This is a genomic window from Phenylobacterium sp. (assembly GCF_036963605.1).
Lineage (GTDB): Bacteria > Pseudomonadota > Alphaproteobacteria > Caulobacterales > Caulobacteraceae > Phenylobacterium.
Genome location: NZ_JBALUY010000086.1, coordinates 1 through 12,811, shown reverse-complemented (window position 1 = coordinate 12,811; position 12,811 = coordinate 1). Strand labels below are relative to the sequence as shown.

11 protein-coding genes and 1 pseudogene are annotated in these 12,811 nt (G+C 67.8%); 6 read left to right on the top strand and 6 right to left on the bottom strand.

The window, feature by feature from the left end; translation table 11 throughout:
* Positions 1-91 (bottom strand): annotated as a pseudogene (locus tag V7702_RS14495) (DUF1013 domain-containing protein); the annotation flags it as partial.
* A 237-nt stretch (positions 92-328) separates the two neighbouring features.
* A complete protein-coding gene (locus V7702_RS14490; RefSeq protein ID WP_335650805.1) occupies positions 329-1,093 on the bottom strand; it encodes a hypothetical protein in 765 nt (254 codons plus the stop codon).
* A 227-nt stretch (positions 1,094-1,320) separates the two neighbouring features.
* Here V7702_RS14490 and V7702_RS14485 point away from each other — a divergent pair, with 227 nt between their 5' ends.
* Positions 1,321-1,866, top strand: a complete 546-nt coding sequence (locus V7702_RS14485) for a hemerythrin domain-containing protein (protein ID WP_335650804.1) — start codon at positions 1,321-1,323, stop codon at positions 1,864-1,866.
* Here the strand turns inward: V7702_RS14485 and V7702_RS14480 are convergent.
* The 3 genes from V7702_RS14480 to V7702_RS14470 form a co-directional block, all read right to left on the bottom strand.
* On the bottom strand, positions 1,863-3,623 hold the full coding sequence (locus V7702_RS14480) for a class I adenylate-forming enzyme family protein (protein ID WP_335650803.1): 1,761 nt from the start codon (positions 3,621-3,623) through the stop codon (positions 1,863-1,865). The genes V7702_RS14485 and V7702_RS14480 overlap by 4 nt on opposite strands.
* A 326-nt stretch (positions 3,624-3,949) precedes the next feature.
* The gene (locus V7702_RS14475) at positions 3,950-5,284 is read right to left on the bottom strand and encodes an acyl-CoA dehydrogenase family protein (protein ID WP_335650802.1); all 1,335 of its coding nucleotides are present in this window, start codon (positions 5,282-5,284) and stop codon (positions 3,950-3,952) included.
* Between the two features lie 307 nt (positions 5,285-5,591).
* A complete protein-coding gene (locus tag V7702_RS14470; RefSeq protein ID WP_335650801.1) occupies positions 5,592-7,079 on the bottom strand; it encodes an MATE family efflux transporter in 1,488 nt (495 codons plus the stop codon).
* 167 nt (positions 7,080-7,246) lie between these two features.
* Here V7702_RS14470 and rfbB point away from each other — a divergent pair, with 167 nt between their 5' ends.
* The 3 genes from rfbB to rfbA are packed head-to-tail and all read left to right on the top strand — an operon-like array spanning position 7,247 to position 10,082.
* Positions 7,247-8,296 (top strand): dTDP-glucose 4,6-dehydratase, encoded by a 1,050-nt coding sequence (gene rfbB / locus V7702_RS14465; RefSeq protein ID WP_335650800.1) that lies wholly within the window; start codon positions 7,247-7,249, stop codon positions 8,294-8,296.
* Positions 8,293-9,189, top strand: a complete 897-nt coding sequence (gene rfbD / locus V7702_RS14460; protein WP_335650798.1) for a dTDP-4-dehydrorhamnose reductase — start codon at positions 8,293-8,295, stop codon at positions 9,187-9,189. The genes rfbB and rfbD overlap by 4 nt, the downstream gene beginning before the upstream one ends.
* On the top strand, positions 9,186-10,082 hold the full coding sequence (gene rfbA, locus V7702_RS14455; RefSeq protein WP_335650797.1) for a glucose-1-phosphate thymidylyltransferase RfbA: 897 nt from the start codon (positions 9,186-9,188) through the stop codon (positions 10,080-10,082). The genes rfbD and rfbA overlap by 4 nt, the downstream gene beginning before the upstream one ends.
* A gap of 4 nt (positions 10,083-10,086) precedes the next feature.
* Here rfbA and V7702_RS14450 read toward each other — a convergent pair whose 3' ends face one another.
* Positions 10,087-10,722: a TetR/AcrR family transcriptional regulator gene (locus V7702_RS14450; RefSeq protein WP_335650807.1), complete on the bottom strand. Its 636-nt coding sequence runs from the start codon at positions 10,720-10,722 to the stop codon at positions 10,087-10,089.
* A gap of 140 nt (positions 10,723-10,862) precedes the next feature.
* Between V7702_RS14450 and V7702_RS14445 the strand changes: the two genes are divergently transcribed.
* Entirely contained in the window at positions 10,863-11,723 is an 861-nt protein-coding gene (locus tag V7702_RS14445) for a UDP-2,3-diacylglucosamine diphosphatase (protein ID WP_335650796.1), read from the top strand.
* Between the two features lie 51 nt (positions 11,724-11,774).
* Positions 11,775-12,811 (top strand): glycosyltransferase (locus V7702_RS14440; RefSeq protein ID WP_442958424.1); only part of this gene is annotated, 1,037 nt, incomplete at its 3' end.

The following is a 12,811-nucleotide window of genomic DNA, read 5'->3' as shown; positions in this document are numbered from 1 at the left end:
GGCCGCAGAAATCAGCGATCTGGTCGAAGGTCAGCGAGGTGTTGTCGACCAGCCAGACGGCGGTCGCCTTGGGCATCAAGATGTCGGTCATGGCCGTACTCCAGAAACGACGGCGCCCGGCCTTTCGGCCGGGCGGTTGTCAATATTCCGTATAGGCCCGTTCCGCGGGAAAGGAAATGCCCGGCCGGGGCCTTTCCCGATAGCGTGAAGGCCGCCGACCGGGAAAGGTTTGGAAGAGCGAGCCCTCAGGCGCTGGCGGCCGAGGCCAGAGCGCGTTCCGATAAGTGGGAACCGGTTATCGGAACGAAACGCGCTCATGACTTAGAGGCTAGAGCCTGATTGCATCAGGCTCTAGCGGAGCAGGCGCCGGCGCGCCGGCCGGACGGCCGATCCAGATCTGGCCGCTTTTCGCGACCACCTCGCCGGCCGCGTCATAGAGGGCGACGCCGGCGAAGAACTTGCGGCCTTCGGACTCCCGCGCCCAGGCGACGACCACATAGGTCTCGCCGGCCCTGGGCGCCTTGAGCACCTCGCCGGCCATGGTGCCCAGCAGGCCCACCGGCGAGCCGGTCTTGATCCACCAGGCCATGGAGCCCGAGCAGTCCAGGGCGCCCCAGGTGATCTCGTCGGGCATGGTCCCGTCGGGGCCGGCGAAATTGGCGTGGGGAACCCACAGGCCGGCGCAGACCCCGGGCTCGGCGCCCGGCAGCTGGCCCACATGCACGCCCAGGCCTTCGCCCTGCTCGCGCTCGATGCAGCAGGAGAAGCAGCCGCGGTGCAGGGAGCGGGTGGCGAAGGGCGAGCCCGCGGCGGCGGCGCGGGCGGCTTCGATCCCCGGCGAAGGGGGCGGCGCCGGGATCTGGTCGTCGGTGGCGACCTTGGCGAGCCCCAGCACCTGGCCCTCTGCGTTCAGGGCCGAGACCGTCCCATCTTCGCCCGTCACCAGCTTAACCGGGGTGTCCAGGGGCACGCCGGCGCGCAGCATGGCGCTGCCCTTGCCGCCCACGGCCTTGGCCAGGACGCCGCAGATATAGCCGCCATTGGCGGTGACGGGGGGGCCGCGGAACTGCCGCGGGACGAGGATCTCGGTCATGGGAAGGGTCTCGAAAATGGGTCGGTCTGAAATGGCGGCCGGAAAGTCCGGCGATGAGAAGCAGGCCTATTCGTCGGCGTGAAATTCCGCGCCGACGCACTGTCCCTCTAGCTTGGCGGAAAACCGGGGCGCTTGGCAATTCTGGAGCTTGGGTCGTCTTTCCGACGGAGCATCCTATCTCACCGCACGGCGTTAGGCCTGCAAGCGCCAGACAGCGGGAGACAGCCATGGCCAAGACCGACAAGATCGATGCGATCAAGCTTCTGAAACAGGACCACCGCGAGGTGGAGGATTTGTTCGAGCAATTCGAAAAGGCCACCTCCAAGGATCGTAAGGCCAAGCTGGTGGAGAAGATCTGCACCGAGCTGACCATCCACACCCTGATAGAGGAGGAGATCTTCTATCCGACCTTCCGCGGCAAGATCGAAGGCGACATGCTCGACGAGGGCTATGTGGAGCACGACGGCGCCAAGGTGCTCATCGCCGAGCTGATGGCCGGCACGCCGGACGACCCCTTCTATGACGCCAAGGTCTCGGTGCTGTCCGAAGAGATCGAGCACCACGTCAAGGAGGAAGAGCGTCCGTCGGAGGGCATGTTCGCCCAATGCCGCCGCACCGACGTGGACCTGGACGCGCTCGGCGAGAAAATGGCCGCCCGCAAGGAAGAGCTGCAGGCCCAGATCAAGGCCAGCGGCCTGCCGACGCCCGAGACCCGGTCCATGAAGGGCGCCGAGCTGGTCTATGGCAAACCCGTAGACGCGCCGGCGGCTTAGATTTCCGCGGCTTGATCCTCGAAGGCGGACTTCAGCTCCGCCTTCAGGATCTTGCCATTGGCGTTCCGCGGCAGGGTTTCGGGCCAGAAGGCCACCTTTACCGGGACCTTGAAGCTGGCCAGCCGCTCGCGAACGAAGGCGCGCAGCTCGTCCTCGGTGGCCGTGCCGCCGGGCTTCAGGTGGACCACGGCCGCCGGCTCTTCGCCCAGCGTGCGGTGGGGCAGGCCGATCAGGGCGGCGTCCATCACGTCGGGATGGTCGTAGAGGACGTTCTCCACCTCCACGCAGTAGATGTTCTCGCCGCCGCGGATCAGCATGTCCTTGGCCCGGTCGACGATGAAGCAGAAGCCTTCCTCGTCCAGGTAGGCCAGGTCGCCGGTGCGCACCCAACCCTCGACGAAGGTCTCGGCCGTGGCCTCGGGCCGCTTCCAATAGCCTTTGACGATATTGGGCCCCTTGGCCCACAGCTCGCCGACCTTGCCCAACGGCAGTTCGGTGACCCCGTCGGCGGGATCGACGATCTTCAGCTCACACGGGGGCGGGGCCACGCCGCAGGAGTCGGGGCGGTGCTCATAGTCGCGGCCGATATTGGTGGTGCAGGTGGCCGAGGTCTCGGTCATGCCCCAGCCGTTGGACGGCGCCGAACCCGGGAAGGTCTCGACGATCTTGCGCACCAGGTCGGGCGCGGACGGCGCGCCGCCATAGGCCAAGGTGGTCAGCGACGACAGGTCGAAGTCCTTGCGCGCCGGATGCTCGATCAGCTGCCAGGCGATGGTCGGCACGCCGCCGGTGTTGGTCACCCGCTCGCGTTCGATCAGGCCCATGGCCTCCACCGGCTCCCACTTGCGCATCAAAACGAGCTTGGAGCCCGAATTGATCGCCGGCGACAGGGTCGCGTTGCAGCCGGTGACGTGGAACAGGGGCACCACCAGCAGATAGACCCGCTGGGGCAGCTTGTGCGGGTCCTGCTCGGGGATCGCCTCGCCCCGGCGCAGGAAGCCGCGCGCGCCTGCGCAGGCGCTGGCCATGATGTTGGCCGTCAGGTTGCGGTGCGTCCCCAACGCCCCCTTGGGCTTCCCTGTAGTGCCGGACGTGTAGAAGATCGTCGCCACGTCGTCGGGCGCCAGGGCCACGTCGGGCATGGGCCGGTCGGCCAGGGCGCTCCAGCTGTTCACCGGGCCGATGACGTCTTCCAGCCGGGCCAGGCGCGGATCGACCGGCAGGTCTTCGGCGCGGGTCACATAGATGCGGGCCAGTTCCGGGCAGGCGTCCAGGCGCTCCAGGATGCGCTCCAGCCGCTCGTCGTCCACCAGGGCCACCTTGGCCCCGGAATCGGCCAGGCCGAACTCCAGCTCCAGCCCGGTCCACCAAGCGTTCAGGGGCGTGACGATGGCGCCGATGATGGCGGCGGCGAAGAAGGCGACGGGCCATTCGGGCAGGTTGCGCATGACCAGGGCCACCCGGTCGCCGGGCTTCACCCCATCGGCCTTCAGCTGGTGGGCCAGGGTGATGACCGCGCGGGTGAAGGCCTCGAAGCTGGCGCGGTCGTCCTCATAGACCAGGAATTCCCGGTCGCCGAAGGCTCGCCCGTTCAGCAGCACGTCGCGCAGGGTCGGCGGGGCGTTCTTCCACACCTTGGTGGGCACGCCGTCGATCACCGCCTGATCGAGCTCGAACCGCTGGCCCGGCGCGGTGAGCTGCGCATGGGCCTCGTCGATGGTCATGACGGGCCAGGGTTTGGCTGCGGTTTCGGTCATGTGGCGTCCTGGGGTCCTGGGAGGTTTTGGCCTTCTCGGAGGCCTTACGCTCAGAAAGCCGAGCCGTGGGCGCGAGGCAAGCCTGGGCGCGGCGCACAGCGCCAGAAAAGACTCAACCACGAAGGACACAAAGGGCACGAAGGGCCGCGTCGTCTTCGTGGTCTTCGTGGTTTTCTATCCCTGCCTGCGGCGGGCAGTCTTCGGCCCACCCCAACCGTCATCCTGGGCCTTGTGCCCAGGATCCCTCGTGAAGCTTGCGCGCGCCCCTTAAGAGGGATGCTCGGCACAAGGCCGAGCATGACGGAGTTGCGTGGTTACTGGCCCGATCAGGCCGGGGCGTTTTCCCGTTCGGCCTTCAGCTTGGCGTAGCCTTCCTTCAGTTCGTCCAGCTCCTTGGCGTACTTCTCCTTGGCTTCCTCCTGCAGGCGCGGGATGTGGTAGCTGGGGAAGAGGTCGTTTTCGGGCCGGTAGTCCTTCAGGATCTGCTTGGCCAGGGTCACCTTGTGCACCTCGGTGGGGCCGTCGGCGATGCCCATGACCAGCGAGCTCGTCACCATCCGCATGAAGGGCATTTCGTTGGAGACGCCGAGCGCGCCGTGCAGGTGGGCGGCCTTGGTGGCCACGTCGTTATAGACCTTGGGCATGGCCACCTTGATGGCGGCGATGTCCTTGCGGACCTTGTTGTAGTCCTTGTGCTTGTCGATCAGCCAGGCGGTGCGCAGGACCAGCAGGCGGAACTGCTCGACCGCGATCCAGGAGTCGGCGATCTGCTCCTGCACCATCTGCAGGTCGGCCAGGCGCCCGTCGCGGGTGGTGCGCGACACGGCCCGCTGGCACATCAGGTCGAGCGCATGGCGGCAGGCGCCGACCGTGCGCATGGCATGGTGCACCCGGCCGCCCCCCAGGCGGACCTGGGCGATGACGAAGGCCGCGCCGCGATCGCCCAGCAGGGCTTCAGGCCCCACGCGCACGTCATTGTAGCGGACATAGCCCTCGGTGCCGCCGCCGATCTCGCCGCCGCCGCCGACCGCCACATTGCGGATGATCTCCACGCCAGGGGTGTCGGTGGGGACCAGGAAGATGGAGGTCCGCCGATAGGGGTCCTTGGCGTCCGGATCGGTGATCGCATAGACCACCAGCAGCTTCGAATAGCGGGCGTTGGTGGAGAACCACTTCTCGCCATTGATGATCCAGTCCTTGCCGTCCTGCACCGCGCGGGTGGTGAAGGTCAGGGGATCAGAGCCGCCGGCCGGCTCGGACATGGAGAAGGCCGAGCGGATCTCGCCATTCAGCAGCGGCCAGAGCCAGCGCTCTTTCTGGGCGTCGGTGCCGTAGTGGGCGATGATCTCGGCGTTGCCGGTGTCGGGCGCCTGGCAGCCGAAGACGGTGGGGGCGATGGAGTTGCGGCCCAGCTTCTCGTTCATGAGGCCGAGCTTGAGCTGGCCATAGCCCTGACCGCCGAGCTCAGGGCCGAGGTGACAGGCCCACAGGCCCTGGTCCCGGACTTTCTGTTGCAGCGGCTTGATGAACTTCTCGCGACCCAGCGGGCCGTGGGCGGCCATGCCCAGATGGCTGAGAGGTTCGACCTCCTCGCGCATGAAGTCCTCGATCCAGTCGAGCTTCTTCTGGAAGTCGGGGTCGGTTTCAAAGTCCCAGGCCATGTGGTCCTCCTTGGAGCCCCGCCGCACCCAGGCGCGAGGCGTTCGTAAATGTGGTATGTTTCAGGTCGCCGAACATACCGGAAATTCAAAATGCGACGACCGACCTCGGCCGCCTCCCGTCATTATCAGGCGCACGGGCGCATGACGCAACCGGGGGCATAGAGATCCGGTATGGCGTTGATAAGAAAAGACTTATCGTGCACATCTGGTTGGCGGCGCCGTCCGCCCCATCCAGCCCAGCCCTCAACCGTCACCCTCGGGCGTGTCCCGTCTTTTGTAGCGCTGCGCGCCGCAGCCCAGCCGCCCGTCAGTCGGCCCCCACCACCGGGGCCATGGCTGGCGTGGCCTGGCCGGTGTCGGCCGCCGCGCCGCGCGGTGGGGCGGGCATGAGCCGGGCGGTCCGCCAGTTCCCCCAGAGGTAGTAGCCCCCGGCCAGGATCACCGTCGTCACGCTGCCCAGCGGAAAGCTCCACCAGATGGCGTCGGCGCCGATCACCGGGATCATGAAGTGGACGAAGGGGATGCGCACCACCCACAGCGAGACGACCATGGCCAGCAGGGGCGCGATCACCGCGCCGGTGGCCCGCACGACGCCTGCGAAGATGAAGGCCACGCCGAACGGGATGAAGCCCCACATGGCCAGGGAATTGATGTGCCGGGCGATGGGGGTCGAGGCGCTGTCGGCCGGCAGGAAGAGCTGCAGCACGATGGGCTCCACCAGATAGATCAGGATCACTGGCGTGGCCGTCATGCCCACGGCGAACAGGGCGCCCATCTGGGCGACCCGGTCGACCCGGTCCATCCGCCCGGCCCCCACGTTCTGGGCGGCCATGGAGGAGACCGCCGCCCCCAGCGCCATGGCCGGCATCTGGATATAGGTCCAGAGCTGCAGCGAGGCGGCATAGGCCGCCGCGGTCTGGGAGCCATAGGTGTTGACGAAGGTCAGCATGACCAGGGCCGCGCCCGACACCACCAGCATGTGCATGGCCATGGGCAGGCCCTTGACCACCAGGGTGCGCAGGATGGCCGGGTCGGGGCGCAGCATCCCCCATTCGCCGCGCCGCAGGACCAGCACGCTGCCGCTGCGGTAGAGATAGACGATCATGCCGGCCAGGGTCAGGGTCTGGCTGATCAGCGTGGCCGCCGCCGACCCTGCGATGCCCAGCTGCGGGGCCGGACCCAGACCCATGATCAGGACCGGGTTGAGAATGATGTCGAGGCCTACCGCGCAAAGGGAGAAGTAGAAGGGCGTCCGGGAATCGCCGGCCCCGCGCATGGCCATCATCACGAAGGAGAAGAAGTACATGAACGGCATGGCCGCGAAGATCACCCGCAGATAGGTGATGGCGTCGGCCCGCGCGTCGCCCGGCGTGCCCATGGCGTCCAGGATGGCGGGGGTGGCGAAGAATCCGGTGACCCCGACGCCCATGGACATGACCGCGAAGAACAGGGTGCTGGAACCTGCCACCCGCTTGACCTGATGGGTGTCACCCGCGCCCACCGCCTGGGCGATCAACAGGTTGGCGGCCATGGCCAGGCCGAACACGGCGCCCAGCAGCAGGAACAGGATATTGTTGGCGTTGGCTGTAGCGGTCAGGGCGGCAGGGCCGAGGATGTGGCTGACCCAGGCGGCGTTGGCCGTGCCGTTGAGCGACTGCAGCAGGTTGGCGCCCAGCACCGGCAGGGTGAAGGCGATCAGACTCCTGCCGATCGGCCCCTGGACCAGGTCCATCTGGCGGCCGGCGCGGGCCTTGGCCGGTCCCGGACCCACCGGCTCTTCACTAGAGACTTCCAAGACCTGACCATCCCCTGGCGCGCGCTGCGCGCGGCCTCAACTCTAGGCAGGCGGGCGGCGCGCCACAACCCGGCGCAAGGGCGCCCGTCTTGAGCCTGCCGCATTTCACTGTATGAGCAGGGGTCAGAGGAACGGGCGCGGACGAACGCCCGCAGAAGAAGGTCGGCATGAAAATTCTGATCACCGGCGGCGCCGGTTTCATCGGGTCGGCCGTGGTGCGCCAGGCTGTCGCCCAGGGACACGAGGTGGTGAACCTCGACGTCCTGACCTATTCGGCCAATCTGGAGAATGTGGCCCAGGCGGCCTCCTCGCCCCTCTACGTCTTCGAGGAGGCCGACATCTGTGACGCGCCACGGATGGCGGACATCTTCGCCCGCCACCGCCCCGACGCGGTCATGCACCTGGCCGCCGAGAGCCACAATGACCGGGCCATCGACGGGCCGCTGGACTTCGTGCGCACCAATGTCACCGGCACGGCCGTGCTGCTGGAGGCCGCCCGCGCCTATTGGAACGGCCTGGCCTCCCCGGCCAGGGAGGCCTTCCGCTTCCACCATGTCTCCACCGACGAGGTGTTCGGCGCCCTGGGCGAGGACGGCGCCTTCACCGAAGAGACGCCCTACGATCCCAATTCCCCCTATTCGGCCAGCAAGGCCGGCGCCGACCATCTGGTGCGCGCCTGGGGGCGGACCTATGGCCTGCCGGTGGTGATCACCAACTGCGCCAACAATTACGGCCCTTTCCAGTTTCCCGAGAAGCTGATCCCCACCGTCGTGGTCCGCGCCATGGAGGGCAAGACCATCCCCGTCTATGGCGACGGCCGCCAGGTTCGCGACTGGCTGCATGTGGACGACCACGCCCAGGCCCTGCTCCTGGTGCTGCAGAAGGGCCGCCTCGGCGAGACCTATTGCATCGGCGGCGACTCCACCCACCGCAATCTGGAGGTGATCCAGATCCTCTGCGCCGAACTGGACAGGCTCGCCCCGGCCAATACGCCGCACGCCGACAAGATCACCTTCGTCGCCGACCGGCCGGGCCATGACTTCCGCTATTCCATCGACGCGGCGAAGCTGAAGGCCGAGCTCGGCTGGGAGCCGGCCACGCCGCTGGACGAAGGCCTGGCCCAGACCGTCGCCTGGTATGTGGAGAACCGCGACTGGTGGCAGGCGATCCGCGACAAGGGGTTCCACTCCGAGCGGCTGGGCCTGGCCAAGGCATGAGCCTGCGCATCCTGCAGTTCGGCGCCACCGGGCAGTTCGCCCGGGAGATGCTCGACCGCGCCGGCCCGGACGTGACGATCACCGCCCTGTCCCGCGCCGAGGTGGACCTGACCGACGCGGCCGCCGTCGCCCGGGCGGTGGCCGAGGCCGGCGATGTCGACCTGGTGCTCAACGCCGCGGCCTATACCGCCGTCGATCGGGCCGAAGCCGAGCCGGATCTCGCCTATGCGGTCAACGCCTGGGCCCCGGCCGCCATGGCCCGGGCCTGCCAGGCGCGGGGCCTGCCCCTGCTGCACATCTCCACCGACATGGTGTTTTCCGGCGACAAGGCCGGCCCCTATGTAGAGACCGATGCGCCGGCCCCGCTGCATGTCTATGGCGCCTCCAAGCTGGCCGGCGAACAGGCCGTGCTGGCCGCCTGCGACCGCGCCCTGGTGATGCGGGTCTCCTGGCTGTTCTCGGCCTATGGGCAGAACTTCCTGCAGATGATGCTTCGGCTCGCCCAAACCCAGCCTGTGCTCAAGGTGGTCGCCGACCAGCGCGCCCGCCCCACCGCCAGCGGAGATCTGGCGGCCTTCGTCCTCAGCCAGGGCCAGCGCCTGGCCAAGGCCCCGGCCGGGGCGCCCGAATGGGGCCTGTTGCATGTGGTGAACGAGGGCGCGGCCACCCGCTACGACATGGCCCAGGAGATCTTCGCCCTGACCCGGCCCGACGATCCGCCGGTCATGGAGGCGGTGCCCACCAGCGCCTTCCCCACCCCGGCCAGGCGGGCTCTGAACGCGGTGCTGGACTCCGGGCGCATGCAGGCGGTCTTCTCCCTGCAGCTGCGCCCCTGGCAGGAGGCGCTGGAGGACGTGGTGGCCCAGCTTTCAGCCCAGAAGGAGACGGCGTGAGACGCGGCATCATCCTCGCGGGGGGCTCCGGCACCCGGCTGCATCCCCTGACCCTGGCGGTCTCCAAGCAGCTGCTGCCCATCTATGACAAGCCGATGATCTATTATCCGCTGTCGGTCCTGCTGCTGGCCGGCGTGCGCGAGATCCTGATCATCACCACGCCGGAGGACCAGGCCGCCTTCAAACGCCTGCTGGGCGACGGCTCCCAGTTGGGCGTGCGGTTCGAGTTCCTGATCCAGCCCAAGCCCGAGGGCCTGGCCCAGGCCTATCTGCTGGGCGAAGAGTTCGTCGGCGGCGAGCCCAGCATCATGGTGCTCGGCGACAACATCTTCTTCGGCCAGAACTTCAGCCAGATGCTGCGCTCGGCCGACGCGCGGAGCACCGGCGCCACGGTGTTCGGCTATCCGGTCAATGATCCCGAACGCTATGGGGTGGTGGAGCTAGGCGAAGGCGGCAAGGTGCTGGGCATCGAGGAAAAGCCCGCCGCACCGAAGTCCAACTATGCGGTGACCGGCCTCTATTTCTATGACGGCAAGGCCAGCGAATATGCCAAGAGCCTCAAGCCCTCCCACCGGGGCGAGCTGGAGATCACCGCCCTCAACCAGGTCTATCTGGACGCCGGCGAACTGAACGTCGAACTGCTGGGCCGCGGCTTCGCCTGGCTGGACACCGGCACCCATGACAGCCTGATCCAGGCCGGCGAACTGATCCGCACGCTGGAGCTGCGCCAGGGCCTGCGCATCGGCTGCATCGAGGAGGTGGCCTATTCCAAGGGCTTCATCGACCGCGAGCAGCTGGCCGATCTGGGCCGGTCCCAGGCCAAGGGCGAATATGGCCAGTACCTGATCCGCCTGGCCGAGCGCCTGGCGCCCGGCGCCGAGCCGGCCGAATAGAGTCCTAGTCGACCCAGAGGTCCTGGGCCTCGCCCTTGCGGTTCAGGGCGCGGACGGCGCGTTTGACCACCGCCAGCAGGCGCTCGCGCCGGGCGATCTCGTCATAGGTGAGCGAACCCCGGGCCAAGCCTTCCAGCAGGAAGCGGCCCAGGTCGCGGCTGGTCTGGAAGCGCGGATCGCTGCCGGCCTGGGTGAGCGCCAGGAACCGTTCGCCCACCTGATTGCGATCGAAGGCGCTCTGGGCGTTGGCCAGGCGAGAGCGCAGCATCGGGTCGGTGCGGGCGGCGGCCTCCAGCTCGGCGAAGGCCACGAAGGGCGTCTCATGCAGCAGGGCCCAATAGGCGTCGATGGCGTGCTCGGCGGCGTCCACGCCGGGGCCTGCGGGCGCCGAGGCGGCCTGTTCGAACAGGCGGGCGCGCTCGACCTCGATATGGGCCACGGCGGCCTCCACCAGCTCCTCGCGGCTGGAGAAGTGATAGAGCATCGCCCCGCGGGTCAGGTTGGCCGCCTCGGCGATCAGGGCGTTGGTGGCCGCGTGATAGCCGACCTCGGCGAACAGGCGCATGGCCGCGTCCAGGATACGGGCGCGGGTCCGGCGAGACTTCGGGGTCTCTTTGGCGGGATAGGTTCGAGCGTCCATCTGCACGGGCAAGGGTTCAATCAAAGTGCGGCTGACATATGGCGGCCCATGTTGCAGCGCCAGTGTTGCAGTGCGGTTTCATCAAAGCGACATGCAATCAGCCTACCCGACAGTCAAATGGGGTCGTTCCGGAGGCGTTCGTGGGCGATATCGGAATCCAGCGTTATCGAACAGTGTTTGTTTCGGACGTCCACCTGGGCACCCGCGGCTGTCAGGCCGAGATGCTATTGGACTTCATCCGGCACATGGAGTGCGACACATTGTATCTGGTCGGCGACATTGTCGACGGCTGGAAGATGAAGAGCGGCTGGTACTGGCCGCAGTCGCACAATGACGTGGTTCAGAAAATTCTTCGCCTGGCGCGCAAGGGCGTGAACGTCGTCTATATTCCGGGTAACCACGACGATCGCATCCGCGACTTCTGCGGCATTCACTTCGGTGGTGTCGTCGTGGCCCGCGATGCGATCCATGAAGGCGCCGACGGACGGCGTTTTCTGGTCACCCACGGTGATGAATTCGACGGCGTCGTGCAGCACGCCAAGTGGCTGGCCTTCCTCGGCGACTATTCCTACCGGGGGCTTCTGGCCGCCAACACCCTGTTCAACCGTGTGCGGCGCCGCATGGGCTTCGGCTATTGGAGCCTCTCGGCCTATCTGAAGACCAAGGTGAAGAACGCCCTGCACTTCATCGAGAACTTCGAGGGCGCGGTGGCCGAGGAGGCCCGTCGCCGCGGCGTGGACGGGGTGATCTGCGGCCACATCCACAAGGCCGAGATGCGCCAGATCGAGGATATCCTCTATATCAATGACGGCGACTGGGTGGAGAGCTGCACCGCCCTGGTGGAGCATATGGACGGTCGCATGGAGATCCTGGAGTGGGCCAAGCTCCGCTCCTGGACCGCGGTCCGCGAAGCCCGCACGGCGCCCGAGCCGGCCTTTGGCCTTGCGGGCGAAGGCGTCCGCGAGCCGGACCTGGCGCGGCCGGAGCCGGTCCTCGCCTGAGGCGTACAGGCTTCGTTGACAGCCCGCCGTACTCGTGACAGTTGGACTGTCATGAGCGAAGATGATCACGCGCCTGGCGACGCCCGCGACCGCCAGAAAGCCGCGACCCGCGACCAGATCCTCCGCGCCGTCGGCGCGCGTCTCGAGGCCGGGCCCCTGGACGAGCTGTCCTTCGCCGAGATCGCCAAGGACGCCGGCGTTGGGGAGCGGACGGTCTATCGCCACTTCCCGACCCGCGAGGCCCTGCTAGGCGCCTTCTTCGCCTGGGCCCAGGCCCAGGCCACCCTGCCCCTGGGCGAACGGGTCCAGCCGGCTCCCGCCGCCACTGGGCGCGCGCCCGCCCCCGCCCCGGAACCGATCGCGCCGCCGACGCCGGTGCGCTCGCCCGCGCAGCGGATGTGGGAGCCCGCCGCCCCGGCGGACGAGGTCCAGCGCCCCATGCGCATCCTGCTGGCCACCGACGCCTGGGAGCCGCAGGTCAACGGGGTGGTCCGCACCCTGACCCGGGTGGTGCGCGAGCTGCGCGAGCTGGGCCACGAGGTGGAGGTGATACGCCCCGACCAGTTCAAGACCCTGCCTCTGCCCACCTATCCCGAGATCAAGGTCGCCATCGGCGCCTATGAGCCGGTGCAGGAGCGGTTCAAGGCCTTCGAGCCCGAGGCCATCCACATCGCCACCGAAGGCCCCATCGGCCTGGCCGCCCGGCGCATCTGCGTGGAGTGGAAGCTGCCCTTCACCACCAGCTACCACACGCGTTTCCCGGAATATGTCTCGGCCCGCCTGCCGGTGCCGCTGTCGGTGGGCTACACCTATATGCGCTGGTTCCACCGCCCCTCGGGGCGGCTGATGGTGGCCACGCCGACCATGCGCGACGAGCTGACCCGCCACGGCTTCCGCAACATCTCGTCCTGGTCCCGTGGGGTGGACACCGAGATGTTCCATCCCAGGCGCGAGGGCGATCCGGACATCTTCGCCCACCTGCCCAAGCCGATCTTCCTCTATGTGGGCCGGGTGGCGGTGGAGAAGAATATCGAGGCCTTCCTGGGTCTCGACCTGCCCGGGACCAAGGTGGTCGTGGGCGACGGCCC

Bases quoted from the DNA above. Each gene is read 5' to 3' on its own strand.
- V7702_RS14485 (WP_335650804.1), top strand. From the start codon at position 1,321: ATGGCCAAGACCGACAAGATCGATGCGATCAAGCTTCTGAAACAGGAC.
- V7702_RS14490 (WP_335650805.1), bottom strand. From the start codon at position 1,093: ATGACCGAGATCCTCGTCCCGCGGCAGTTCCGCGGCCCCCCCGTCACC.
- V7702_RS14480 (WP_335650803.1), bottom strand. From the start codon at position 3,623: ATGACCGAAACCGCAGCCAAACCCTGGCCCGTCATGACCATCGACGAG.
- V7702_RS14475 (WP_335650802.1), bottom strand. From the start codon at position 5,284: ATGGCCTGGGACTTTGAAACCGACCCCGACTTCCAGAAGAAGCTCGAC.
- rfbD (WP_335650798.1), top strand. From the start codon at position 8,293: ATGAGCCTGCGCATCCTGCAGTTCGGCGCCACCGGGCAGTTCGCCCGG.
- rfbB (WP_335650800.1), top strand. From the start codon at position 7,247: ATGAAAATTCTGATCACCGGCGGCGCCGGTTTCATCGGGTCGGCCGTG.
- V7702_RS14450 (WP_335650807.1), bottom strand. From the start codon at position 10,722: ATGGACGCTCGAACCTATCCCGCCAAAGAGACCCCGAAGTCTCGCCGG.